Here is a 26801-nt window from a genome sequence, read left to right as displayed (position 1 = left end):
AATTTTGGTCAAAGAAAACTTTTTAGTTCTAAGATATTTCTTAAATAAAAGATAAAGAAAACTTAATTTTTTTTATTGTGTTTGCCACGAATTACACAAATTAATACGAATTTATTTTAAAGAATTATTGCCACAGATTAAAAGGATTTAAATGATTTTTTTTAATCTTAATAATCCTTTTAATCTGTGGCAATAAAAATTAGTGTAATTAGTGGTAAACTTTACTCCTCAAACAACTCCATCAACTCCAGCGCCCGTTTTATCGACTTCACATTTTCAAAAGTCAATAACAAACGTAATCCGTTTATGGTTTGTTTTTCTTTCATTTTACAGAGCGAGTTATGTTTTTGAACAAAATTCAAAACATTTCTAAACTTCACCGATTGATAATAATCTGATTGTTGATCGGATACAAAATAACCAATCATTTTGCCTTGTTTCAAAACCAATTTCTCGATTCCAACTTTGGTTGCAATCCATTTTATTCTGATGCTGTTTAATAATGAAATCGCTTGTTTTGGCAATGGCCCGAAACGGTCAATAAGTTTTCTTTCGAATTCCTGTAAACCGGCTTCATCTTTTATAGCGCCTAATTCGTTGTATAAAACCAAACGTTCCGAAACGTTATTGATATATTCATCTGGAAATAAAAGCTCAAAATCAGCATCGATTTGAATGTCTTTTACGTATTCTTTTGTATCGATATTATTTTCTTCCGGATATAAATCTTTGAATTCGTTTTCTTTCAATTCCTCGATCGCTTCGTTCATGATTTTTTGGTACGTATCAAAACCAATTTCATTAATGAAACCACTTTGTTCACCGCCTAATAAATCTCCGGCACCGCGAATTTCAAGATCTTTCATCGCAATATTGAAACCGCTTCCCAATTCACTGAATTGTTCCAATGCCTGAATACGTTTTCTCGCATCTTCGGTCATCGATGAATATGGCGGACAGATGAAGTAACAGAACGCTTTTTTGTTGCTTCGTCCTACTCTACCGCGCATTTGATGTAAGTCTGATAATCCGAAATTATTGGCGTTGTTAATGAAAATTGTGTTGGCATTTGGAACGTCCAAACCACTTTCGATAATGGTTGTTGCGACTAAAACATCAAAATCTCCATTCATAAAACCTAGCATCAATTCTTCTAGTTTTGCGCCGTCCATTTGTCCGTGACCAATTCCGACTCTTGCATTTGGAACCAAACGCTGAATCATTCCTGCTACTTCTTTGATATTTTCGATTCGGTTATTGATAAAGAAAACCTGTCCGTTACGCTGAATTTCATACGAAATCGCATCACGAATTATTTCTTCATTAAAACCAACCACATTTGTTTCAATCGGATATCTATTTGGCGGAGGCGTTGTAATTACAGATAAATCTCGCGCCGCCATTAAAGAAAACTGAAGCGTTCTCGGAATTGGCGTTGCCGTTAAGGTCAGCGTATCAACATTCGCCGCAATGGTTTTGAGTTTATCTTTTACGTTAACTCCAAACTTTTGTTCTTCATCGACAATCAATAAACCTAAGTCTTTAAAAACTACATTTTTGTTTACCAATTGATGCGTCCCGATTACAATATCGAGTTTTCCTTCGGCTAAATCTTTTAAGGTTTGCGTTTTTTGTTTTGCCGTTCTAAATCGGTTTAAGTAACCAACAGAAACGGGCATATCTTTTAATCTTTCTGTAAAAGTTCTATAATGCTGATAAGCTAAAATAGTCGTTGGAACTAAAACCGCAACTTGCTTGCTATTATCAACGGCTTTAAAAGCAGCACGAATGGCAACTTCCGTTTTTCCGAAACCAACGTCGCCGCAAACCAAACGATCCATAGGGCGATCGCTTTCCATATCCGCTTTTACTTCTTGCGTCGATTTAGTTTGGTCTGGTGTATCTTCATAAATAAATGAACTTTCTAATTCGTTTTGAAGGTAACTATCAGGCGCAAATTGGAAACCTTTTTCTAAACGTCGTTTGGCATACAATTGAATTAAATTGAATGCAATATGTTTGACGCGCGCTTTGGTTTTTTGTTTTAAAATTTTCCAGGCGTTCGATCCTAACTTATAGATTTTTGGAGGCGTTCCGTCTTTTCCGTTGTATTTGGAAATTTTATGAAGCGAATGAATGCTTACATAAACAATATCATTATCGGCATAAACCAGTTTTATAGCTTCTTGCGTTTTGCCTTCCACCTGAATTTTCTGCAATCCGCCAAACTTTCCAATTCCGTGATCAATGTGCGTTACATAATCGCCAACCGAAAGTGCGGTTAATTCTTTTAAAGTAATATTCTGTTTTTTAGAATATCCGTTTTTAATGTTGAATTTATGATAACGTTCAAAAATCTGGTGATCGGTATAAGCCGTTATTTGATTTTCTTCGTCAATAAAACCTTGATATAAAGGCAGTACAATAGTATTATACTGCTTTCTGATATTCTCAGAATTGGCTTCATCTAAAGATTCAAAAATATCATGAAAACGTTTTGCCTGCGTTTCATTCGAACAGAATAAATAATTCTTGTATCCGTTAAAATGATTGTCGCTCAGATTATTCAGCAGTAAATCAAATTGTTTATTGAAAGAGGGCTGAGGCTGAATATGAAATTCAAATTTTTTAGTCGTTTTGAAAATTGGTTTTGAAGCCAATTCAACAATCGAAAAATCTAAAGCTCGTTTGATAAAAGAAGCCTGATTTAAGAATAACTGCTCCGGTTCGGCGTGTTTTATTTCTTTCGAAAGTTTCCCAAAAGCTTCTTCTGCTCTTGCAAATTGTTTGTCTAACTGACTAAAAAGTCCGTCAGTATTTTGAATGAAGAGTACCGTTTTCTCGGCAATATAATCTAAAAAGCTTTCACGGTTTTCCTGAAATATCTTGTTTTCGACATTCGGGATAATCGTAATTTTTTTATGAGTTTCTACAGATAACTGCGTTTCAACATCAAAACTTCTGATGCTGTCTACTTCATTTCCGAAGAATTCTATTCGATACGGATGATCGTTTGAAAATGAAAATACATCGACGATTCCTCCACGAACCGAAAATTCTCCTGGTTCTGTAATAAAATCGACTCTTTTAAATTCGTATTCAAACAAAACTTCGTTGATAAAATCGATCGAAATCTTATCGTTTAAAGAAACTTTTAAAGTGTTTTTATCTAATTGCTGGCGCGTAACAACTTTCTCGAAAAGTGCTTCTGGATAGGTAACAATTATCGCTGGTTTTTTTCTTGAATTTATTCGGTTTAAAACCTCAGCGCGAAGCAAAACATTGGCATTGTCTGTTTCATCAACTTGATACGGACGACGAAATGAGGCGGGATAAAACAAAACATCCTGCTCGCCAATCATTTGTTCCAGATCGTTTAGGTAATACGCGGCCTCTTCTTTGTTGTCTAAAACAATCAAAAAAGGCAGTTCGGTTTTCTTAAAAACAGAGCGGATCACAAATGAAACGGCAGAACCTAGCAATCCGCTAAGGTGCATTTTTATCTGATTCCCTTCCAGTAAATTTGTGGCAATCTGCTGTGCTTTTGGCAGATTGTCATACGTAGTATATAAAGCGTTTTTACTCAACTTTAGCTAAATTTGGGTCTATTGGTACTGATGCGTTTGGAATGGCACGCGTTGTATCTAACATTTTAAGAAAGTCTTCTTCTCCTTGTTCTTTTGGAACTTTGCTTCTCTCTACAATTTTATCCATCTGCCTTTCCAGAGCAACTAATTCTTTATTGATTTCACCAATTAAAAAAGCGACTTTATCATCTGGAATTTGATTTAAGTGAATAAATAAATCCATCATTTTAACTTTGGTAATCAAAACTGAAATTCGGCTTTTAATTGCCGGCTGATTAAATTCGTTTGGAATACTTGTACTTAAAGCCATCGCCTTTTTTGAAATTGCAGTAGATTTTTTCTGAAATGCTCCAATTGTCTTTCTGGGTTTATCTCCAATTTCTTTTATAAAATCGCGCCATTCCGTCCAGGTTTTTATGTTTTGTTCTGAAACCTCATTTATAGGTTCATCAATAAAAATCCAGGCTTTATTTATATTGTTAAATATCTTTTCTTTCTTTTTAGCTTCTTTCGCATTTTCAGCAAGACGTTTTTCATTCTCATTTTGACATGATTGAAGTGCAAAAATTAAGATTAAAAACAACGCTATTTTGTATTTCATTTGATAAAATGTTAGACTGCAAAGTTACAAAGTAAATTTACAATTACGAATTGTGTTTATGCCAAGAAACTTTTAAAATTCATATTATTTTTTGCCACAGATTCCACAGATTAAAGGGATTATTTTTCTTTAAATTAATTAAATCATTTTAATCTGTGGCTAAACCTAATCTTGCATACTATTTTGAATAGAGAATAATCCAAAAAAGAATCTTTATCGTTGTTAATTTTATAAATTTATGTTAGAAAAAACGCTGATATTTGCGAAAACGTTATATTTGCAAGACTAAAATCTAAACAAAAATGAATCCAAAAATATTAATCATTGGTGCCTGTGGGCAGATTGGCACTGAGCTGACTCAAAAACTTCGTAAATTATACGGAACCGAAAATGTAATTGCATCTGATATTCGAAAGTTAAATACAGACGTTGTTAATTCTGGACCTTTTGAAGTTATTAATGCTTTAGATTTTAATCAGATTGAGCATCTTGTTGAAGTTCATAAAATTACTGATATCTATTTGATGGCAGCACTTTTATCTGCAACTGCTGAAAAAAATCCGGCATTTGCATGGGACTTGAATATGAATTCCCTTTTTCATGTTTTGAATCTGGCTAAAGCCAAAAAAATCCAAAAAGTTTTCTGGCCGTCAAGTATTGCGGTTTTTGGACCTACAACTCCAAAAGAAAACACGCCTCAATATACCATTATGGAGCCTTCTACGGTTTACGGAATCAGCAAGCAGGCTGGAGAAAGATGGTGTGAGTATTACCATAATATTTATGGTGTTGATGTTCGCAGCATTCGGTATCCGGGTTTAATAAGCTGGTCTACTCCTCCGGGCGGCGGTACTACAGATTATGCAGTTGATATTTTCTACAAAGCTATCGCTGATAAAAAATACGAATGCTTTTTATCATCTGAAACCAAAATGCCAATGATGTATATGGATGATGCAATCGACGCGACTATTAACATTATGAAAGCGCCTGCTGAGCAAGTTAAGATACATTCCTCTTATAATTTAGCGGCAATGAGTTTTACTCCAACTGAAATTGCTGCCGAAATCAAAAAACATATTCCGGATTTTGAAATCACTTATAATCCAGATTTCCGTCAGAAAATTGCGGACAGCTGGCCGGCAAGTATTGATGATTCATCTGCAAGAGAAGACTGGGGATGGAGTCATAAATTTGATTTGGAATCTATGACAAAAGATATGATTGAGCATTTGAGTTAAAATGTTGATATTTCATATCGTTTACTCCAACTGAACAGAATATTTACGGCAAACAAAATCAAGGATAAAAGAAAAGCTCCAGCGGAGCAGTATATTTCACCGATACAAAGGTGTTTTAAACAAAAAAAACATATTATCTATAAATATTTTCTCTCTGATACTTTAAAAAATAAGGGCTGTCTTAAATAAAAAGACAGCCCTTATTTAGTTTTATAAATGAAGATTATTTCACTTCAAAAACATTATTTGTTTGTTTAACATCTGCCATTAATCCGCTTGGATCGATAGTGATTTTTTTGATTGCTGTTTTGTTTTTGTCAATTGTAAAACTATAGTTTTGCTGTGCCCAGGCCCAGTCATCCAAAACAGTTCTTTTTTCATTTGTATTTGGATTTGGTTTAATGAAATTCATCATTCTTAACGGAATATAGAAAGTTTCAGAAGTACCATCTGTATAATCTACTTTTAAGTCAATTGGCATTGGCATTCTTCCAATTCTTTCTAAAGTTACTGTTGTTTTTCCTGCATTATCTGCTGCATCTTTTATACCATAATCTATTGTATTGGTTGTCTGTGCCCAATCTGTTAAATACCAGTCTAATTCAGCACCAGAAACTCTTTCTGCACTTCTTTTAATATCATTTGGAGTTGGATGCTTGAATTTAAAATCGTTAAAATATCTCTTTAAAGTAGCATCAACATTTTCTTTTCCAATTACATATTCTAATTGTGATAAAAAGATGCTTCCTTTTACATAAGATGAAATACTGTACGGACGGTTTTCGTCATAACGATCTCCATGAGTCGTTTGTGATTGCTCTTTTCCTGAATTAACTAATTGGTAATAAGCTTTATAATTCCCTGTAAAAGGATTTACTTCTTTTTTATCTCCTTTTAATTCATTCAAAGCACTGTCTTCGATGTACGTTGTAAAACCTTCGTCCATCCAAGGATGTTTTGACTCATTTGAAGCTAAAATATGCTGAAACCAAGAGTGTCCTAATTCGTGAGTTGCGGTTCCTAAAATTCCTTCAAGAGTTCCATTTCCTAACATTAAAGTACACATTGCATATTCCATTCCGCCGTCTCCGCCTTGAATAAATGAATATTGTTTGTACGGATATTGTCCTACTCTATTATTGTAATAATCCATAACTTTTACCATTAATGGTTCTAACTGTTTCCAGTTTGCTGTAGTTTTTGGATTGTTTTTGTAGAAGAAATGCAAATCGACATCGTTGGGTCCTTTTACTATATCATGCGTGTATTCTTTATCTGCTGCCCATGTAAAATCGTGAACATTTGGTGCGATAAAATGCCAGGTTAATGTTTTTGCTTTTTTAGGATATGTAACTGTTACACCCGCATCTTCATAACCATGTCCAATTGAATTTTTATCTTGTAAATATCCAGAACCTCCAATTGTGTAATCTTTATCAATTGTAATTTTAACATCAAAATTTCCCCAAACACCATGAAATTCTCTTGCTATGTATGGATCTGCGTGCCATCCTTCGAAATCAAATTCGGCTAATTTCGGATACCATTGTGACATGGAAAGTTCTACACCTTCAGAATTATTTCTTCCAGAACGACGAACCTGAACCGGAACCTGACCATCAAAATCTAAGGTAAAAGTAGTTTTAGAATTTGGCAGAATTGGTTTCGCTAAAGTCACTTCTAAAATAGTACCTGAAACTCTTGTTTGAGCAGAAACCCCGTCTTGTTTAAAATCAGAGATTTTTAAAAAACCTATTTCATTTGGTTTTAAAGTTTCAATTCGGCTTTGCTTAACCTCTTTCCCGTCGGCACCTTTTACTTTATTGACCATTCTTCCGTCAGGATCTTTGATAAAATGCAGACGTGCATCCATTTCACTTCCCGGCTGAAATGCATTTGGAAACAAATGATAAAAAACTTTTCTCAAAGTATCAGGTGAATTATTGGTATAAACCAACTCTTGTTTTCCTTTGTACTGATAGTTTTTTACATCCATTGAAACCTCCATTTTATAGTCAGCATGTTGCTGCCAATATGGAGCGTTTTGTGCAAATGTCGAGTTTAAACCCAAACTCAAAAATGACAATAAGATAATTTTTCGCATGTTTATATGTAATAGAAAATGGAAGAGCGTCAGCCCTTCCATTAGATTAATAGTGTGTTAAGCTTTATTTTTTGGACATTTTTTCTGCCATTAATAATGCGTTGTAGGCATTCACCATTTTAGCTGTTTTTGATGATTCTGCCGAAGATATAGCAGCTGGTTTTTCACCTGGATTTTCTCCTTTACCCAAAACAACTTTTGCAGGAAGTGCCACTCCAGAATCCATTAAAATGTGTTTTACCTGAGATGCTTTTAATTTTGGATAATAAGAACGAATCAATGCTGCAACACCTGCCGCATTTGGAGATGCCATTGATGTTCCTTGTAAATATTTGTATTTGTTGTTTGGAATTGTTGCGTAGATTTCTTCACCCGGAGCAAAAACGTCAACGTTTATTTTTCCAAAGTTTGAAAATCCTGCTACAACAGTTTCTCCGTATTCTTTGTTAATTGCTCCAATTGTGATTACGTTATCAGCAAATTCTTTTACGTTATCCTCAGAGTCATTTGGATAGTTGATGTTTTTTGTTTCATCAATATTGTATCCATCATTTCCTGCCGCGTGAACGATTAGAACATCTTTTTTTGCTGCATATTTAATAGCATCGTAAACCCATTTTTTTTGTGGAGAGAAGCTTTTTCCAAAACTTCCGTTAATTACTTTTGCACCGTTGTCAACTGCATAACGAATTGCCAAAGCAATATCTTTATCGTACTCATCTCCATCTGGTACTGCTCTTACTGTTAAGATTTCAACATTATTTGCAACTCCGTCTCCACCTAGATTATTACCGCGAATTTGCGCAATAATTCCGGCTACGTGAGTTCCGTGAAGTGCTTTTTCTTTGTCCGGACCAAAAACAATGTTATTTCCATAACGAGTGTTTTTAATATCATCCGGGTTATCGCCTACAATTTTTCTTCCGTCAAATTCTTTATTTAAATTGTATTTTAACTGATCATAAACCTGATCACCATATTCTTTTAATTCAGACTCAGGATCAAAAGTTGAACCTGCGTTTGTAAAAATCTGCGTCATCACTTTTTTACTTTGCAGCACTTTTGGATCTGCAGAAGTAATTGTGCTTAAATCTTCTAACTTATATGTTGTTTTATTAAGCTCTTTTTTAATTGTGTTGTGTACATCAAGTAAAAAATCTACTTGTTCTTTGTCTTTTTGAGCTTCTTCATATTTCTCATTATATTGAGCCAGGGCTTCTTTATACTGTGCAGAACCGTCGTCTCCTTTTTTAACAATACGGGTTAACTCAAGATTTTCGTGAACCGCATCGCCAAGAAAGTTCCAACCGTGTACGTCATCTATGAATCCGTTTTTATCGTCATCGATTCCGTTTCCAGGAATTTCTTTAGAGTTTGTCCAGATCATTCCTTGTAGATCTTCGTGCTCAATATCAACACCAGAATCAACAATACCTACGATTACTTTCTGTCCTTTTTTTCCTTGTAATAATTCAGCATAAGCTTTATCAACACTCATTCCCGGAATAGAATCTTTGATTAAGTCTAAATGACTCCATCTTTTTAGTTCATTTTCGCTTACGGGAGCTTTTTTAACAACAGCTAACGGAGCTGTAATGAATTCTTTAGAAGTTGAAACTTGTGCTTGCAAAGTAGCACTGCAACCTGCTAAAACAAGTAATGCAAAAGCAGATAATTTGAGAGGTTTTATATGACTCATGTATCTATATTATAAATGTAAAGTTAAAAGATGGGTCTAAATTATGCTTTTTTGTTACAAAAAACTAACTGTTAACACTGTGTTATGAATTTTTAAACTAAAACTTGAAGAATAATTCCATCTCATAAGACATTTTTTACGTATTGACAATCTACTTCTTACGATAAATTTAGTGATCAAGTCAAACTAGTACTCAAGTACGTCTTCCCGTAATAAAATTCAGAGGGAATATTGTATTATTGTGCATCCAAACCCAACTAAAGGCGAGTTAAACATTAAAAACGCAAATCTGGAAAAAGCAAATGTTTACAATGTCTTAGGACAGCTTGTAAAATCATTTACATTAAACGCAAGTAATACTGATAATACAATTAATTTATCGGGGTTGCCAAAAGGGGTTTATTATGTATACTTAATCAATAAAGATAAGGCTTCGGCTAAAAAAGTGATTGTAGAATAAAATTACAATTAGTTAAACTAAAAATCCCGTTTTCATCATTATTCGAAAACGGGATTTTTTATGCTTTAAATATTTATTCTAAAGAACATCTTCACAAGTAAAAACATCTTTTAATCTCACGCCTTTTTTAGTATGCTCCACTGTTATAATTTGATTATGTGCATCGTGTTCTAAAAACAGATAATAATTATTATCTGCCGCAGCGTTCAAAAATTTTGATTTCTCCGGCATTGTCAACAAAGGTCTTGTATCATAACCCATTACATACGGAAGCGGAATATGTCCAGCTGTCGCCAATAAATCGGCACAAAAAACGATGGTTTTATCTTGATACTGAATATGCGGAATCATTTGTTTTTCGGTATGTCCGTCAGCAAAAAAAATTCCGAAACCTAATTCTTCTGAGAAACCAAAATCACCTTCTGGTCTTTTAATAAAATTCAATTGTCCGCTTTCCTGCATGGGAATGATATTTTCGGTCAAAAAAGAAGCTTTTTCCCTGGCATTAGGTTTTGTTGCCCATTGCCAATGATTTTCGTTTGTCCAGAATTTTGCATTTTTGAACGCTGGTTCATAAAAGGTTTTATCTGAATTCCATTGAACACTTCCACCGCAATGGTCAAAATGCAAATGCGTCATGAAAACATCTGTAATGTCATCTCGGTTAAAACCATATTTTGCCAATGATTTATCTATTGAATGAGATCCCCAAAGTGAGTAATATCCAAAGAACTTTTCAGACTGCTTATCGCCCATTCCGGTATCAATCAAAATCAGACGATTTTCATCTTCAATAAGCAAACATCTTGCAGCGATATCAATAAGATTATTCGAGTCGGCCGGATTGGTTTTATTCCAAATCGTTTTTGGCACAACACCAAACATTGCACCACCATCTAACTTAAAATTTCCTGATTCTATTGGGTAAAGTTTCATGAGTATAAATTTCTAATAAGAAACAAAGCTAGGAAATCCAATTTCGTTTTGCTAGAATTTCTACTTAAAAACTCAAAACTGCCATTATTCTAAAGTAATAGAAGAGCTTCCAATTATTTCATGTTGATCAAAGAAGTTGACAAAATAAGTGCCTTTTTTAAATTCATTAGAATTCAAAACTCCGTAAACATTTACAGGTTTTCCCTGAAAATCTACCACAGCCATAAAACTATAAACTAAAGCTTTATCATTCTCAAATTCGATTAATTTATTTTCTCCCAAAACGGTATTTTTCTGATCTAAAACCTGAATATAAAAAACTCTTTTTCCGGCTTTAGCAATCGCATTTCCATTAACAGAGAAACTTACTTTTAGTTTTTGGGTATTTCTTGCTTTTTCAGTTTCCAATTCCTTTCCTGATTTTTTTTCGTGGAGTGCCGTTACTTTAAAATTATTAAAAGAAAGTTTCGAAGCATCTTTTATAGCCGATTCTAACTTTTTTTGATTCAAAATCAATGTATCATTTTCTTTTTTCTGCTTATACATTACCACATTCTGACTTTCTATTTCGGTAAGCAGACTTTTATTTTGAGATTTTAAGCTTTTAATTTCTATAACTTTAGCGTCTAAAGCTGTTTTTAAATCTAAAAGTTGTTTTCTGTAAATTTGTATTTGAGCAATTGAAGGATTTTTAGAAGCCTGGATAATTTCCATTAAATTTTGAACGTTCTTTTTTTCAAATTCTAATTGCTGCGATAATGATGTTTTTTCGAGAAGAGCCACATCATATTCTAACTTCAAAACATTTAGAGAATCGAGTATGCTTTTTTGAGCAATTGTTTCTTTTGTGGGACCAATAAGTTTAGAATTATTGCTAACTATTTTGGCTTTTTCGGCACTTTCTTTTAGTTCATTACTAAACAAAAAGAACGTCGCTCCTATTCCTAAAATAAAAAATATAGCAAAAAATGCTCTTATCCATTCATTTGTGTAGTTTTTATTCATGATTTCTCACATTTATTTCAAAAATACTATAATTTTATTCTTCAACATAAGTAGAAATACGGTTTTTTCACTATTTAAACACAACTTAAGTATCATTAAATCAGTAATTTACAATAAAATACAACTTTTCTCTCAAAACATAAAAACCTTGTAAAACAAAAGAGACTTCATTTTTGTTTTTTCTGCCAAAATAACTTCTATCTATTTTAACATTTGTTATAATAATGTGAACCGTTATGGAAAAAGGTTTTTAAGTCGTATCTTTGCAGACAATTTCATTTGAACACAGAAATTGGCATTTAATTTTTATGTAATAATTTGATTACTATTTAAATGCAGATTAAAATGATCTATTAAAAACAAATACCATAAACAATGATAAAGGTTTCTGATACAGCCAAAAAGAAAATCATCGATTTGATGACTGATGATGGTTTTGACGCCGCAAGCGACTACGTAAGAGTAGGCGTAAAAAGTGGTGGATGCTCTGGTTTGTCTTATGATTTAAAGTTTGATAAAACCAAAGGCGATGATGATAAAATATTCGTAGATAATGATATACAAATTGCAGTTGAAAAAAAATCATTCCTATATTTAGCCGGAACAATTTTAGAGTTTTCTGGCGGATTAAACGGGAAAGGATTCGTTTTCAATAATCCAAACGCAAGCAGAACTTGTGGATGCGGTGAATCATTTTCACTATAATATAAAAGAGAATACCAAGACTAATAAAGGTTAATTCTTTGAAACATTTGAATTAAATCTTTGAATCTTTAAAATCAACAATGAGCAAATACACTGAAGACGATTTAAAAATCGAACTCGAAACCAAAGAATATGAATACGGATTTTATACTAATATAGAATCTGAGACTTTCCCTATTGGCTTAAACGAAGAAATTGTAAAAGCTATTTCGCTTAAAAAAGAAGAACCGGAATGGATGACCGAATGGCGCATCGAGGCTTTTCGAGCGTGGAAAGAAATGATTGAACCGGAATGGGCAAACGTACGTTACGAAAAACCAGACTTTCAGGCAATTTCTTATTATTCAGCTCCAAAACAAGTAGATCCTAACAAAACTTTGGACGATGTCGATCCGGAACTTTTAGAGATGTACAAAAAGCTTGGAATTTCTGTAGATGAACAAAAAATGATGAACAATGTCGCAATGGATATTGTTGTCGATTCTGTTTCTGTAGCAACAACTTTCAAGAAAACACTGGCTGAAAAAGGAATTATTTTCTGTCCAATTTCTGAAGCTATAAAAGAACATCCTGAATTAGTAAAAAAATATTTAGGAACTGTTGTACCTCAAAAAGACAACTTCTACGCAGCATTAAACTCAGCGGTTTTCTCTGACGGAAGTTTCTGTTATATTCCAAAAGGCGTTCGCTGCCCAATGGAACTTTCTACTTATTTTAGAATCAATCAGGCAGGAACAGGACAATTCGAAAGAACTCTTGTAATTGCCGATGCAGGAAGTTACGTTTCTTACCTTGAAGGATGTACAGCACCAAGTCGTGACGAAAATCAATTACATGCTGCTGTGGTTGAATTAATCGCTCTTGATGATGCTGAAATTAAATATTCTACTGTTCAAAACTGGTTTCCTGGAAACAAAGAAGGAAAAGGTGGAGTTTATAACTTCGTAACTAAAAGAGGTTTATGCGAAACAAACGCTAAAATTTCATGGACACAGGTTGAAACTGGTTCTGCTGTAACTTGGAAATACCCTTCTTGTGTACTTAAAGGAGATAATTCGGTAGGAGAATTTTATTCAATTGCTGTTACGAATAATTACCAACAAGCAGATACAGGAACTAAAATGATCCATTTAGGTAAAAACACTAAATCGACTATTATTTCTAAAGGTATTTCTGCTGGGAAATCACAAAATAGTTACCGCGGATTAGTGCAAATCTCTCCAAGAGCAGAGAATGCAAGAAACTTTTCACAATGTGATTCTCTTTTAATGGGAAACAATTGTGGAGCGCATACTTTCCCTTATATCGAAAGTAAAAATCCATCTGCAAAAATAGAGCACGAAGCAACTACAAGTAAAATTGGAGAAGATCAGGTTTTTTATTGCAACCAAAGAGGTATCCCAACTGAAAAAGCGATTGCCTTAATTGTAAACGGTTTCAGTAAAGATGTATTGAACAAACTTCCAATGGAATTTGCGGTTGAAGCTCAAAAATTATTAGAGATTTCTTTAGAAGGTTCTGTAGGATAATTACAAGATGGAAGGAAAAAAAGTAATCATTTTAGGTTCATCAAGAAAAAACGGAAACACAACAAAAATTGTAGACGAAATTTCTAAAGAACACGGAATAGAAGTTATAAATCTAAGTGATTTTAATATTTCTTATTACGATTACGAAAGCAAAAACAGAGAAGATGATTTTTTCCCTTTAATAAAAGGAATCATCGAAAATTACGACACTTTAATTTTTGCTACGCCTGTATATTGGTATAATATGAGTGGAATATTGAAGGTCTTTTTTGATCGTTTTTCAGATTTAATCCGAATTGAAAAAGAAACCGGAAGAAAACTTAGAGGAAAGAAAATTGGCGTGATATCAAATTCACACGATAATGAAATCGAAGAAAGTTTCTACATTCCGTTTAAAAAAACAGCCGATTATTTAGGCATGGAATATTTAGGACACGCGCATTTTAATGCCAACATCCTAAACCAACAAACAAAAATAGAATTGACATTTATATAAAATAAAAAAAACAATGTTATCAATAAAAAACCTTCACGCCTCAATTGGTGATAAAGAAATCCTGAAAGGAATTAATATAGAAGTTAAAGCTGGCGAAGTACACGCTATCATGGGACCAAACGGTTCTGGAAAAAGTACACTTTCTGCTGTTATTGCAGGAAACGAAAACTATGAAGTTACAGATGGAGAAGTTATTCTTGACGGAGAAGATCTTGCTGATTTAGCTCCAGAAGAGAGAGCACACAAAGGAGTTTTCCTTTCGTTTCAATATCCTGTAGAAATTCCTGGAGTTAGCGTTACTAACTTTATGAAAACTGCTATCAACGAAACTCGTAAAGCAAACGGACAAGAAGAAATGCCGGCAAACGAAATGTTGAAAGTAATTCGTGAGAAATCTGAATTATTAGAAATTGACCGTAAATTTTTATCTCGTTCTTTAAACGAAGGTTTTTCTGGAGGAGAGAAAAAAAGAAACGAGATTTTTCAAATGGCAATGTTAGAGCCAAAATTAGCTATTCTTGACGAAACCGATTCTGGTCTTGATATCGACGCTTTAAGAATTGTTGCAAATGGTGTTAACAAATTGAAAAGCGACAAAAACGCAATCATCGTTATCACGCACTACCAACGTTTGTTAGATTATATCGTTCCTGATTTCGTTCATGTTCTTTACAACGGAAGAATCGTAAAATCTGGAGGAAAAGAATTAGCATACGAATTAGAAGAAAAAGGATACGACTGGATCAAGGCAGAAAACTAGTTTACAGTTACAGTTTGCAGTTTGCAAAAACTCATAACTCATAACTCATAACTTACAACTAAGAAAATGGATTTAAAAGAAAAATTAGTATCGTCTTTTATGGCTTTTGAAGAGCGTGTCGATGTACATTCAGATCTACATGACATACGCACAAATGCTTTAAAAAACTTCGAAAATAAAGGTTTCCCAACCAAAAAAGAAGAAGCTTGGAAATATACATCGCTAAATGCCATCTTAAAAAATGACTTTACGGTTTTTCCAAAACAAGAAAATGCAATCGAATTTAATCAGGTAAAAAAATACTTTTTACACGAAATCGATACTTATAAATTAGTATTTATCGATGGCGTTTTCAGTTCGCATTTGTCTTCAACAACACACGACGGAATCGATGTTTGTTTAATGTCATCGGCATTAACCAAACCAAAATATAAAATGGTTATTGATACGTATTTCAATCAAATTGCAAGTAAAGATGATAGTTTAACTTCATTGAATACTGCTTTTGCAATTGAAGGAGCTTTTATCAATATCCCGAAGAAAAAAGTGGCTGACAAACCAATTGAAATTATGTATTTTTCAACTGGAAACGAAGCCGCTTTAATGGTTCAGCCAAGAAATTTGGTTATTGTGGGTGAAAATTCACATGTTCAAATTATCGAGCGTCACCAAAGCTTGAATGAAAATCCAGTTTTAACCAATTCGGTTACAGAGATTTTTGCTCAAAAACGTGCGATTGTTGATTATTATAAAATTCAAAACGATAATAGCGAAGCGAATTTAGTTGACAATACTTATGTTTCTCAACAACAGGAAAGTCATGCTTATGTGCATACTTTCTCTTTTGGTGGAAATTTAACTCGTAACAACTTAAACTTTTACCACTTTGGTGAAAGATTGACAAGTACGTTAAACGGAATTTCGATCTTAAACGACAAACAACACGTTGATCATTATACTTTGGTAAACCACGCACAGCCAAACTGTGAGAGTTTCCAGGATTATAAAGGAATTTTCTCTGATCGCTCGACAGGAGTTTTCAACGGAAAAATTCTAGTAAATAAAGAAGCTCAAAAAACAAATGCTTTCCAAAAAAGCAACAATATTTTATTGAGTGACAAAGCAACTATCAACGCAAAACCACAATTAGAGATTTTTGCAGATGACGTAAAATGTTCTCACGGTTGTACTGTTGGACAGCTTGACGAAACAGCAATGTTCTACATGCAGTCTCGTGGTATTCCACAAAAAGAAGCAAAAGCTTTATTGATGTACGCATTCTCAAATGCCGTTATCGAAAGCATTAAAATACCAGAATTAAAACAAAGAATTACTAAAATCATTGCCATGAAATTAGGTGTGAATTTAGGATTTGATTTGTAAAAAATTCTATTCATAAAAATCAAAAACCGATAAGCTTTTAAGTTTATCGGTTTTTTTATTTACTACTCCTGCAAGGTTTTCAAAACCTTGTAGGTGTTAAGTTTCATTTCTATACCTACAAGGTTTGGAAAACCTTGCAGGAAAGAACAATCTATTTTTTTACACTGTCAATTACCCCCTTCAAAAACCCATTAAAATCAAAACTTTTATCGCCTTCTCTTACTCCCATTCTCACAATTACCATATCCAATGATGGAATAATCGCCACCATTTGACCTTGATATCCGCTGCAATAAAACATGTCACGAGGAACATCAGGGAATTTTCCTCCGGCATTCAGCCAAAATTGCGCACCATACTTTCCTTCAGAAGTATTCGTTGGTGTTGCTGTATATTTTACCCAACTTTCATCTAAGATTTGTTCTCCATTCCAGTTTCCTTTTCTTAGATACAACAATCCAAATTTTGACCAGTCTCTTGGCGTTGCCCATCCGTAAGATGAACCAACAAAAGTTCCCGACATATCTTGCTCTACAATCATCGAATTCATTCCGATTTTGTCGATTAGGGCGCTGTACCAAAAATCAAGATATTCTTGCTGTGTTTTAAATTGTCTTCTTAGAATCAGAGACAATAAGTTTGTCGTTCCTGAAGAATAATTCCAATGTGTATTGGGTTTAAATTGAGCTGGTTTATCCAATTGCACTTTTCCCATATCTTCGGCCTGAAAAAGCATTTTTGTAGCGTCGCAGATTGTGCTATAATTCTCTTCCCATTCTAAACCTGAATTCATGTGCAGTAAATCATTAATCGTAATAATTTTACGATCATCATTTTGCCATTCCTTAATTGGTGCTGGTTTGTAAATATCAATTTTTCCTTGTTTGGCTAAAACTCCAAAAGCAGAACTTGTGATACTTTTTGTCATAGACCAACCTAGAATTTTACTGTCTTTATTAAAACCTGCATCGTATTTTTCGGCAATCAGTTTGTCTTTGTATAAAACGACAACAGCACGGGTTCTTTTTGCTTTTCCATCATTTTTATCAAAAGCATTTTCAACTGCATTTTTTAATTTCGTGTAATCAACATTAGCGAAAGCAGTATCTTTTGGTTCATTATTTCCATAAGGAAACGGAAGATTGTTTACCAATTTTGTTCTCTTTGGAAGCAGATATGGTTTTGAGACATGAAAATCATCATTAATCAAAACTGCACCTAACCCTTCGCGATAAATTGCTTTTCTTTCCTTTAAACCATAAACATTTGAAATGGCAAATTTTCCAGAATCATTGATTGAATTTTTAGCCAAATCAATCATATCAATATCATTGTCTGTTTTTTCAATTAAATCTAATGGACGATTATCAATAAAATGTCCGGACGCAACACTTTTAGCCGAAAAACCAGAAATTAAATCCAGTTTGGGATAAGTTGTAAATCCGAAATACAAAAAAGCAAGAACCACTACAAGCAAAAGTACTTTGAGAAATTTTTTCATGATGATTTAGATATTTTTAATGCAATATAAATAATTTATGTTCACGATTTTAGAACTCAAATTATAAATCTGATTCGGATAATTCATAAAATGGAATTGATTTTTACGGAATCAGCATTTACGCCTTGCTGTAATGGTGCCATAAAAGGAAATTATAGAATTGCTGTATAAACAAATTTAGTTTTAGTACTTTTGTAAATAGATTTTTTTCTAAATAAGACATGCTAGATATTCAAAAAATAAGAGCTGATTTTCCAATACTTTCACAAACTGTAAACGGAAAACCTTTAGTATATTTCGACAACGGAGCTACTTCGCAAAAACCACAAATTGTGATCGATGCAGAGGTAAAATATTATCAGGAAATCAACGCCAACATTCACCGAGGCGTTCACACTTTAAGCCAATTAGCTACTGATGCTTACGAGATTTCTCGTGGTAAAGTAAAAGAACATATTAATGCAAAACATGCTCACGAAGTACTTTTTACTTCGGGAACTACTCACGGAATCAACCTAGTAACAAATGGTTTTGCTTCTATCTTAAAACCTGGTGACGAAGTAATCGTTTCGTCATTAGAACACCACAGTAATATTGTACCGTGGCAGATGTTATGCGAAAAAACCGGAGCAGCTTTAAAAGTTATTCCGATTAATGAAAACGGAGAATTAATTCTAGAAGAATTTGATGCTTTGCTTTCAGAAAAAACAAAAGTCGTTACCTTAAATCATATTTCAAACGCTCTCGGAATTATTAATCCGATAAAATATATCATTGATAAAGCGCATTCTGTTGGCGCTGCCGTTTTAATTGATGGTGCGCAGGCTGTTCCGCATTTAAAACCAAATGTTCAGGAATTAGATTGCGATTTTTATGCTTTTTCTGGACATAAAATGTGCGGTCCAACTGGAACTGGAATTTTATATGGAAAAGAAGAATGGTTAAATAAACTTCCTCCTTATCAAGGCGGAGGAGAAATGATCAAAGAAGTTACTTTCGAGAAAACTACTTATGCAGATCTTCCTCATAAATTTGAAGCTGGAACACCAAATATTGCTGGCGGAATTGTTTTAGGAACTGCAATTGATTATTTAAACAGTATTGGTTTTGATAATATTCAAGAATACGAACACGAGCTTTTAGAATACGCTACAAATCGTTTATCTGAAATAGAAGGTTTAAGAATCTACGGAACAGGAAAAAATAAAGCTTCGGTTATATCGTTTAATATTGATGGAATTCATCCGTATGATATTGGTTCGATTATCGACAAATTAGGAATTGCAGTTAGAACCGGACATCATTGCGCACAGCCAATTATGAATTTCTTTTGTATTCCGGGAACGATTCGTGCTTCTTTCTCATTTTATAATACCAAAGAAGAAATTGATCAAATGGTCGATGCCGTTAAGAAGGCGCAAACAATGCTAAGCTAAAAAACTATTTTTATGAGAATATTGTCTTTATTGCTATTAACTATCGTGATTGGAACAGGTTGTTCTAGTCAGAAAAAAGCAGATTTAACTTCAACACAAATTGAATACTCTGCTATGTCCAGAGGATATTTCAAAAAAATTGTAGTTCAAAACCAAACAGTTTCTGTTACAAATGGAAGGGATCAGCAACCGGTTGAAAGCAAAATTGATGACGCTAAATGGAATAAAATTGCTGTCGAATTTTCTAAAATAAACTTAGACAGTCTTTCGGCTTTAAAAGCACCAAGTGAAAAACGTTTTTATGATGGTGCTGCAATTGGAAATTTAAAAATAACTCAAAATCAAAAAACATACGAGACTGCTGGTTTCGACAATGGTTTTCCTCCAAAGGAAATAGAAAAGCTAGTTAATTTACTGGTTGATTTTGCTAAAGAATAATTATGACGATAAAAGAAATTCAAAACGAAATAATAGACGAATTTTCAATGTTCGACGACTGGATGCAGCGTTATGAATACATCATCGAACTAGGAAAAAGTCTTCCGTTAATTAAAGAAGAATATAAAACCGATGAGAATTTAATTAAAGGATGCCAGTCAAAAGTTTGGTTACAAGGTGAACAACAAGACGATAAAATCGTTTTCACCGCAGACAGCGATGCTATTTTGACCAAAGGGATAATTGCAATTTTAATTCGTGCATTCTCCAATCAAAAAGCATCAGACATTATAAACGCAGACACTGAATTTATTGACGAAATTGGATTAAAAGAACATTTATCAGCAACTCGTGCCAACGGTTTGGTTTCGATGATAAAAAACATCAAAATGTATGCTTTGGCTTTTGATGCTAAAAACAAAAATTAAAAACTTTAAACCATATAAGTCATATAAGAAAATTTAAGTTTTTGCTTTAATGAACTTATATAACTTATATGATGAAAAAAACAAAAAGTAAGTTTTATCTTTCTTTTTTATTTCTTATTATTGCTGAAAAATGCAGATGATTACAAAGAAATATTTGACGGATTTAATTTATCAGGTTAATGGAGCGGCGATTGAAGTTCATAAAAGTATTGGAGCTGGTCTTTTAGAAAGTATTTATCATCAATGCATGATTAAAGAATTATCCTTAAGAGGAATAAATTTTAAATCTGAGTTAGTGATTCCTGTAGAATATAAAGGATTAGAATTACAATCTGATTTGAGGTGTGACTTATTTATTGAGAATTGTTTAGTTCTTGAATTGAAAGCAGTTGATCAAATTATACCTATTCATATTGCAAAATTAATGTCGTATATGAAACTTTTGAAGTCACCAATAGGTTTAATGATAAACTTTAATGTAACCAATATTTATCACGAAGGTCAAAAAACATACGTCAACGAATTATATCGCTGGCTAGAAAATTAAAAACAAAATTAAATTTAAACCATATAAGTAATATAAGAAATTATAAGTCTGCTGTTATCCCATACAGTAAACACAATGCTCAAATGAACTTATATAACTTATATGGTGGAAAAATAAAAAACAATGGAACAAGAAATAGACACAAACGAATTAGGAGAATCAATCGTAAAAGTTTTAAAAGGAATTTACGATCCTGAGATTCCAGTAGATATTTATGAGTTAGGATTAATTTACGACGTAATGGTAAATACAGATTACGAAGTAAAAATCCTGATGACATTAACATCTCCAAACTGCCCGGTTGCAGAAAGCTTACCAAGAGAGGTTGAAGAAAAAGTAAAAACAATTGAAAACATCAAAGATGTTGAAGTAGAAATTACTTTCGATCCGCCTTGGAGCAAAGATTTAATGAGCGAAGAAGCGAAATTAGAATTAGGAATGCTTTAAAATAAAGTGTTCAGTATTTAGTTTTTTAGTGTTCAGGAGTTACTGAATACTAAAAAACTGACCACTGCCTACTAAAAAAATCATGGAAGAAATCATCAATAAAGTTGCCAATAGTGCTTTAGAAGTTTTTGATTTAGAGGATTATTATCCAAAAGGAATGCGTGTGCAAATTGACATTTCGCAATGGCTTTTGGAAGGATTTTTATTGAAAGAAAAAGACTTTAGAGAACATCTTAAAAATCACGATTGGTCACAATACCAAGATCAATATGTGGCTGTACATTGCAGTACAGATGCAATAATTCCTGCTTGGGCTTTAATTTTAGTAAGTGTACATTTGGCTCCTTATGCCAAAAAAGTAGTTAACGGGACAATCGAAGATCTTGATTCGAGTTTATACGAAGAAATCTTAAGCAAAATCGACTATTCTGTTTACAAAAGTAAACCCGTTATTGTAAAAGGCTGCTCCAGAAAACCAGTTCCAATGCGTGCTTACATTTTGGCTGCAAACTATTTACAACCATTTGCCCGAAGCATTATGTATGGCGAAGCATGTTCTGCAGTACCTTTATATAAAGAATCTAAGAAATAACCTGCAATTACAGGAGATTATCATTTAGTTTTCCATTCGTTTTTAGTATATTTGGGAATACACTAAACTAAACAACCATGAGAAAGCTGGCGTTATTACTATGCATTTTAGCGAACTTTGCTATTGTTCAGGCACAAAATTCAGAAAAGGAATTAATTCAAAATACAGAAAAAGCCGTAAAAAAAATCAATGATACCATTGAAGAAGAAGGCTGGAAAGCAAAAGGAACTGTATCTCTTTTATTAAACCAATCCAGCTTTAATAACTGGATCGCAGGAGGTGAAGACAGTTTCTCCGGAACTTTAGGGATAAACTACGACTTCAATTATAAAAAAGATGATGTAACATGGGATAATAAAATTCTTGCTTCTTACGGGCTTTTACAAACTAAAAATACCGATTTCGGAAAAAAGACCGATGACCGTTTAGAATTTAATTCCATCGTAGGTAAAAGAGCTTTTGGCGAATGGTATTACTCCTTCTTTTTAAATTTTAGAACTCAATTTACAACAGGTTACATTTATGGTCAGGATGCCAACGGCAAAGAAATTAGAACAGAGCAAACTAAGTTTATGTCTCCTGGATATCTTACCACGGGGCCAGGTATTTACTGGTCTAAAGATGAAAACTTGAAAATAAACTTTGCTCCTCTAACTTCAAAATTCACTTTTGTAGACAATGCTTATACCAGTGGAATTGATAGGTTTACGGGTCTGCCTTATGTAGATGGCGATTATTTTGGAGTTGACGAAGGTAAGACCATGCGTTATGAGTTGGGTTTTTATGCTTCCGTTTATTATAAATTGGCCATTATGACCAATGTAACTGCAGAGAATACGTTGAATTTATATTCTAATTATCTGGAAGACCCTCAAAACGTAGATGTAAATTATTCCTTAAACATTATTATGAAAGTAAATAAATTTCTATCAGCAAATTTTGCCTTTCAAGCTATTTATGACGACAATGCTTTTAAAGGACTTCAAACCCGACAAGTATTTGGTTTAGGAGTTAATTTTGGGTTTTAATTTGAAAGTTGAAACTGCTTAATTTTACCGCTAAGTTTTTTATATAAACACAAAGTTCGCAAAGCTTCATGAAGATTTAGCTTTGCGAACTTTTTATTTTTTGAATACTACATGTAAAAATTTTTGCGCTCTTTGCGGTAAAAATTTTATTTATTCTTCATCTTGTTCTTCTTCTTTTTCAACGGCATCCTTATAATCAGGATATAAAAATTTATTGTATGGGAATCTTGTTATGTGAATCTGACGAACCGCTTCATAAACTGTTTCTCTAAATTCTTCGAAATTTTCTTTTTCTGTTGCCGAAATAAACAATGCTTTATCATGACCAACATTACTCATCCAGGTTTGTTTCCACTCTTCTAAAGTATAATGTCTTCTGGTTTTTTCAGTAATCAAATCATCTTCATCAATCGTCAAATGCTTATAAGCATCAATTTTATTGAAAACCATAATAGTTGGTTTGTCATTACTTTTGATTTCTAACAAAATCTGATTTACAGATTCAATATGATCTTCAAAATCAGGATGCGAAATATCAACAACGTGTAAAAGTAAATCGGCTTCGCGAACCTCATCCAGCGTACTTTTAAACGAATCAACCAATTGTGTTGGCAGTTTTCGAATAAATCCAACCGTATCTGAAAGTAAAAATGGCAAGTTTTTAATCACTACTTTTCGAACCGTTGTATCTAAAGTTGCAAATAATTTATTCTCAACAAAAACTTCACTTTTCCCAATAGCATTCATCAAGGTCGATTTTCCAACATTCGTATATCCAACCAACGCCACGCGAACCATAGAGCCACGATTGCTGCGCTGAATACTCATTTGTTTATCGATCGTTTTGATTTTATCTTTCAATAACGAAATTCGGTCACGAACAATACGTCTATCCGTTTCGATCTCCGTTTCACCTGGACCACGCATACCAATACCTCCTTTTTGACGTTCAAGGTGCGTCCATAAACCAGAAAGTCTTGGCAGCAAATAAATACACTGCGCCAGTTCTACCTGTGTCCTTGCATATGAAGTTTCGGCTCTTTGAGCAAAAATATCCAGAATTAAATTCGTTCTGTCAAGAATTTTACAATCTATAATTCTTGAAATATTTTTTTGCTGTGATGGTGATAATTCATCATCAAAAATCAAAGTCGATATTCCGTTCTCTTTTACAAAAAGGTTGATTTCGTCTATCTTACCCGTCCCTACAAAAGTCTTTGGGTTAGGGCGTTCCATTTTTTGCGAAAAACGTTTAATGACCTCACCGCCTGCGGTATAAGTCAAAAATTCTAATTCGTCTAAATATTCATTAAGTTTTTCCTCACTCTGATTTTGAGTTACAATACCTACTATGGCTGTTTTCTCAAAATTTATAACTTCTTTCTCTAACATATCTTAAAATAAGGCTACAAATTTAATCATTTGTAAACTACTATAATTATAGAATTTCAATTTTAAATCCTATTTTAAAAAAATAAACCATTTATAAATCAGTAATTAACTTGATTTTATAAATGGTTTAGAGTATTTTTCTAAAAAAGCAATTATTCGTAAATAAATGTTTTTTCTGTTTTAACAATTCCGTTCTCTTCAATTTGAGAACAAGAAATTGGGAAATTTAATTTATTGTATTTGAATTTTCTGCTTACCGCAACCAAAGCTGTAGATGAGGGACTGAAATTCATTTCGTTATTGTATGAAATTGATTCAAATGCAAATTCATCTTCATGATATGAAATCATAGGCACAATTACTTTATAATTATCTCCAAAAAGATTTTGAACGATTAACTGATCTACTGATTTTTTATCATCATATGTATATGATTTAGAGATTTTGTCGCCTACCAATCCTTTGTGTCGAGATACATTATCGTTTACATAAACGTATTCTAGTTTTCCTATAATTGCTTTATTTCTATCGCGTGAAGTACGTCTTACAATGATTCCGTTTTCAACCAGATATTCGATATCATCAACTAAATTCTGGTGATTGGTACTCTTTTTAGTTGTTACTTTTACCCTTGCTCCTTCATAAACAAATGAAACCACTTTAGTGATATAGTTTGGCCCTTCCTGATATTTTTTTACAAATTTAGTAATATTATTATCCGCGTCGTACGTGTAATTGATTACTTCTTTCCAGTCGCTTCCTATTTTGTCTTTTACCGTCATATCCAGTAATCCATTTTTGTTGTAATAGAAATGCTGAACAACATCTGACGTTGTGATTGTTTGAAGTTTACCATCTTTAAAAACCATTGTTTTATTAACAATTTCGCCGTCTTTAGAGTTTTGGTAATTTGTTTTTACAATGTTGATCTGCTTTAATCTAACGTTGTCCTGACTTTGCATCAAGAATGGAAACACCATCATTAGGATGGCAATAAAGTAGGTTTTCATGTTGTTTTTGTATTGATTTGGGATGACCAAAATACAAAATTCTGTCAGAAATTAACACTTTTAAGTTTAAAAAAACGCTAAATCATTTCTTGCAAACTAATAATCAACATTTTACAAACATAATTCTTACTTCTCTCCAAAAATTTTAATATCATCAACCATAAATGCCCCATTTAGCGTTTTATCTTTACCTGAACCCACATATCTAAAACCGATATTTATATTTCCTGAATAAGCAGATAAATCTATTCCTCCGGAACTCATAAATTCACGTGCAGGATTCGAAAGCGTTGGAACTTTTGCTTCCAATTTTGTCCATTTTGCTTTGGTCACACTTGAACCGTCAAAATTAGTTGAAACATAAATTTCTAGTGTGTTTAATGGTGAATCGACCTTTAAATCGTGTTGTGCACTTCTAAAAGAAAGTACCGCATTTTTATAACCCGTCAAATTAATTTTAGGAGAAACGAGCCAGGCAATGTTTTCTGCGGCGGTTGTACTTGTGGTATTAAATTCGGCATAACCATTCCCGGCATACACCATGCTTTTCCATAGTTTTGCCGCTTTTTCTACAATATTACTCCAGCCTGGCAGAGCAAAATTTACATTGTTTTTGACCGATTGGAAATCTTCTGCAAAAAACGGCACATTTCTTTTTCCATTCATTACAATATCACTTTCATATCTAACCATAAACTGATAATCAGTGCCAAACTTTGTTAGAATTCCTTTTGCTTTTCCGCTTCCTTCTGGTACAAAATGATCGGCAAATTTTGCATAACTGCTGGTTCTAAAAATAACTTGATTTCCGGTTTTATCTCTCAAATACCAATTTGTTGATCCTCCAACATTATTTGATTCTTCAAAATAATGACGCCCTAATGCCGCTTCAGTAAATTCGACATCATTGAGCTCAATTAGTGTGTTTAACTTATTATCAGTAAGTGCCTCTTCTACAGAAAGAGACTGGACTAATTCATTTTCATCAATACTGGTACATGATGCATTTAATACGTTCTTATATTCGTTTTGAGAAATTCTGCCCACTGTTGGATCTCCGGCATTACTCACATATAAACTTCCAATTCTTAATCCGCCGTAATACAAATCTGTAAATTGATTTTTAAGTTTGACATATACTTTATTCCCAACCCGATAATCTATATATGTATTGGATGCATCAACCGGAATACTAAAGCCAATTGCGGGAGTTTTAGCAGAAGCTTTAGTCTGCAGTGAAATGCTTTTGAAAAAATTCCCGCCTTCATCGCTGGAAACGACATATGCTTCTATTATATCATCGTATAAATATTGCTTTGCAGTAGTTCCCGAAAGTTCATATACTTTCTCAACCGTTTTATTGACTTTAAAATCGGGTTGGGTACAGCCTAATTTTGGCGTTTCGATTTCATTACTGCAGCTGTAGATAACTAATAATGATATTCCAAAAAATAAATTTAATGTGATGTTTTTCAT

Annotated in this window: 24 protein-coding genes; 14 read left to right on the top strand and 10 right to left on the bottom strand. The window is 33.2% G+C overall.

Going from position 1 to position 26801, the window contains the following annotated elements; all coding sequences use genetic code 11:
* Window positions 1-221: 221 nt before the first annotated feature.
* The gene (gene mfd / locus L1276_RS08410) at window positions 222-3587 is read right to left on the bottom strand and encodes a transcription-repair coupling factor (RefSeq protein WP_253786768.1); all 3366 of its coding nucleotides are present in this window, start codon (window positions 3585-3587) and stop codon (window positions 222-224) included.
* A complete protein-coding gene (locus L1276_RS08405) occupies window positions 3580-4188 on the bottom strand; it encodes a hypothetical protein (RefSeq protein ID WP_253786766.1) in 609 nt (202 codons plus the stop codon). Before L1276_RS08405 ends, mfd begins: the two co-directional genes overlap by 8 nt.
* A 302-nt stretch (window positions 4189-4490) precedes the next feature.
* On the opposite strand from L1276_RS08405, the gene L1276_RS08400 reads away from it, so the two are divergent.
* On the top strand, window positions 4491-5429 hold the full coding sequence (locus tag L1276_RS08400) for an L-threonine 3-dehydrogenase (RefSeq protein WP_253786764.1): 939 nt from the start codon (window positions 4491-4493) through the stop codon (window positions 5427-5429).
* Between the two features lie 223 nt (window positions 5430-5652).
* Here L1276_RS08400 and L1276_RS08395 read toward each other — a convergent pair whose 3' ends face one another.
* Together L1276_RS08395 and L1276_RS08390 are read right to left on the bottom strand one after the other, a co-directional pair.
* Window positions 5653-7533: a M1 family metallopeptidase gene (locus tag L1276_RS08395; protein WP_253786762.1), complete on the bottom strand. Its 1881-nt coding sequence runs from the start codon at window positions 7531-7533 to the stop codon at window positions 5653-5655.
* Between the two features lie 64 nt (window positions 7534-7597).
* On the bottom strand, window positions 7598-9232 hold the full coding sequence (locus tag L1276_RS08390) for a S8 family peptidase (protein ID WP_253786760.1): 1635 nt from the start codon (window positions 9230-9232) through the stop codon (window positions 7598-7600).
* A 241-nt stretch (window positions 9233-9473) separates the two neighbouring features.
* On the opposite strand from L1276_RS08390, the gene L1276_RS08385 reads away from it, so the two are divergent.
* Window positions 9474-9692 carry a T9SS type A sorting domain-containing protein gene (locus tag L1276_RS08385; protein ID WP_253786759.1) on the top strand — a complete coding sequence of 73 codons (219 nt, stop codon included), beginning with the start codon at window positions 9474-9476 and terminating at the stop codon, window positions 9690-9692.
* A gap of 78 nt (window positions 9693-9770) precedes the next feature.
* Here L1276_RS08385 and L1276_RS08380 read toward each other — a convergent pair whose 3' ends face one another.
* Both L1276_RS08380 and L1276_RS08375 read right to left on the bottom strand, forming a co-directional pair.
* A complete protein-coding gene (locus L1276_RS08380) occupies window positions 9771-10628 on the bottom strand; it encodes an MBL fold metallo-hydrolase (protein WP_253786757.1) in 858 nt (285 codons plus the stop codon).
* Between the two features lie 84 nt (window positions 10629-10712).
* On the bottom strand, window positions 10713-11633 hold the full coding sequence (locus L1276_RS08375) for a hypothetical protein (protein ID WP_253786756.1): 921 nt from the start codon (window positions 11631-11633) through the stop codon (window positions 10713-10715).
* A gap of 375 nt (window positions 11634-12008) precedes the next feature.
* Here L1276_RS08375 and L1276_RS08370 point away from each other — a divergent pair, with 375 nt between their 5' ends.
* The 5 genes from L1276_RS08370 (at window position 12009) to sufD (ending at window position 16506) form a co-directional block, all read left to right on the top strand.
* Window positions 12009-12338, top strand: coding sequence for an iron-sulfur cluster assembly accessory protein (locus L1276_RS08370; protein ID WP_068841559.1), 330 nt, complete (start codon window positions 12009-12011; stop codon window positions 12336-12338).
* An 80-nt stretch (window positions 12339-12418) separates the two neighbouring features.
* Window positions 12419-13867 carry a Fe-S cluster assembly protein SufB gene (gene sufB / locus L1276_RS08365; RefSeq protein WP_253786754.1) on the top strand — a complete coding sequence of 483 codons (1449 nt, stop codon included), beginning with the start codon at window positions 12419-12421 and terminating at the stop codon, window positions 13865-13867.
* Window positions 13868-13874: 7 nt separating this feature from the next.
* Window positions 13875-14363: a flavodoxin family protein gene (locus tag L1276_RS08360; protein WP_253786752.1), complete on the top strand. Its 489-nt coding sequence runs from the start codon at window positions 13875-13877 to the stop codon at window positions 14361-14363.
* 13 nt (window positions 14364-14376) lie between these two features.
* A complete protein-coding gene (gene sufC / locus L1276_RS08355; RefSeq protein WP_029271512.1) occupies window positions 14377-15123 on the top strand; it encodes a Fe-S cluster assembly ATPase SufC in 747 nt (248 codons plus the stop codon).
* Window positions 15124-15189: 66 nt separating this feature from the next.
* Window positions 15190-16506, top strand: a complete 1317-nt coding sequence (gene sufD, locus L1276_RS08350; protein ID WP_253786751.1) for a Fe-S cluster assembly protein SufD — start codon at window positions 15190-15192, stop codon at window positions 16504-16506.
* Window positions 16507-16657: 151 nt separating this feature from the next.
* On the opposite strand, the gene L1276_RS08345 is transcribed toward sufD, so the two are convergent.
* Window positions 16658-18007, bottom strand: a complete 1350-nt coding sequence (locus L1276_RS08345; protein ID WP_253786749.1) for a serine hydrolase — start codon at window positions 18005-18007, stop codon at window positions 16658-16660.
* Window positions 18008-18228: 221 nt separating this feature from the next.
* Here L1276_RS08345 and L1276_RS08340 point away from each other — a divergent pair, with 221 nt between their 5' ends.
* The 7 genes from L1276_RS08340 to L1276_RS08310 all read left to right on the top strand — a co-directional run bounded on the left by L1276_RS08340 (window position 18229) and on the right by L1276_RS08310 (window position 22923).
* The gene (locus tag L1276_RS08340) at window positions 18229-19443 is read left to right on the top strand and encodes an aminotransferase class V-fold PLP-dependent enzyme (RefSeq protein ID WP_253786747.1); all 1215 of its coding nucleotides are present in this window, start codon (window positions 18229-18231) and stop codon (window positions 19441-19443) included.
* Window positions 19444-19455: 12 nt separating this feature from the next.
* Window positions 19456-19881: a hypothetical protein gene (locus tag L1276_RS08335; protein WP_253786745.1), complete on the top strand. Its 426-nt coding sequence runs from the start codon at window positions 19456-19458 to the stop codon at window positions 19879-19881.
* Between the two features lie 2 nt (window positions 19882-19883).
* Window positions 19884-20309, top strand: a complete 426-nt coding sequence (locus tag L1276_RS08330) for a SufE family protein (protein WP_253786744.1) — start codon at window positions 19884-19886, stop codon at window positions 20307-20309.
* Between the two features lie 130 nt (window positions 20310-20439).
* Window positions 20440-20856 (top strand): GxxExxY protein, encoded by a 417-nt coding sequence (locus L1276_RS08325; RefSeq protein WP_253786742.1) that lies wholly within the window; start codon window positions 20440-20442, stop codon window positions 20854-20856.
* Between the two features lie 123 nt (window positions 20857-20979).
* Entirely contained in the window at window positions 20980-21303 is a 324-nt protein-coding gene (locus L1276_RS08320) for an SUF system Fe-S cluster assembly protein (RefSeq protein WP_071636312.1), read from the top strand.
* A gap of 82 nt (window positions 21304-21385) precedes the next feature.
* A complete protein-coding gene (locus L1276_RS08315; protein WP_253786740.1) occupies window positions 21386-21895 on the top strand; it encodes a DUF2480 family protein in 510 nt (169 codons plus the stop codon).
* Window positions 21896-21972: 77 nt separating this feature from the next.
* On the top strand, window positions 21973-22923 hold the full coding sequence (locus L1276_RS08310) for a DUF3078 domain-containing protein (protein ID WP_253786738.1): 951 nt from the start codon (window positions 21973-21975) through the stop codon (window positions 22921-22923).
* A 150-nt stretch (window positions 22924-23073) separates the two neighbouring features.
* On the opposite strand, the gene hflX is transcribed toward L1276_RS08310, so the two are convergent.
* From hflX to L1276_RS08295, 3 genes are all read right to left on the bottom strand, one after another.
* On the bottom strand, window positions 23074-24315 hold the full coding sequence (hflX, locus tag L1276_RS08305; protein WP_253786736.1) for a GTPase HflX: 1242 nt from the start codon (window positions 24313-24315) through the stop codon (window positions 23074-23076).
* Window positions 24316-24467: 152 nt separating this feature from the next.
* A complete protein-coding gene (locus L1276_RS08300) occupies window positions 24468-25325 on the bottom strand; it encodes a hypothetical protein (RefSeq protein ID WP_253786734.1) in 858 nt (285 codons plus the stop codon).
* Between the two features lie 126 nt (window positions 25326-25451).
* Window positions 25452-26801 carry a DUF5689 domain-containing protein gene (locus tag L1276_RS08295; RefSeq protein WP_253786732.1) on the bottom strand — a complete coding sequence of 450 codons (1350 nt, stop codon included), beginning with the start codon at window positions 26799-26801 and terminating at the stop codon, window positions 25452-25454.

It is taken from the genome of Flavobacterium sp. HSC-32F16, from assembly GCF_024171645.1.
Lineage (GTDB): Bacteria > Bacteroidota > Bacteroidia > Flavobacteriales > Flavobacteriaceae > Flavobacterium.
The sequence above is the reverse complement of the archived record's forward strand: the minus strand, read 5'-3'. Positions and strand labels throughout refer to the sequence as shown.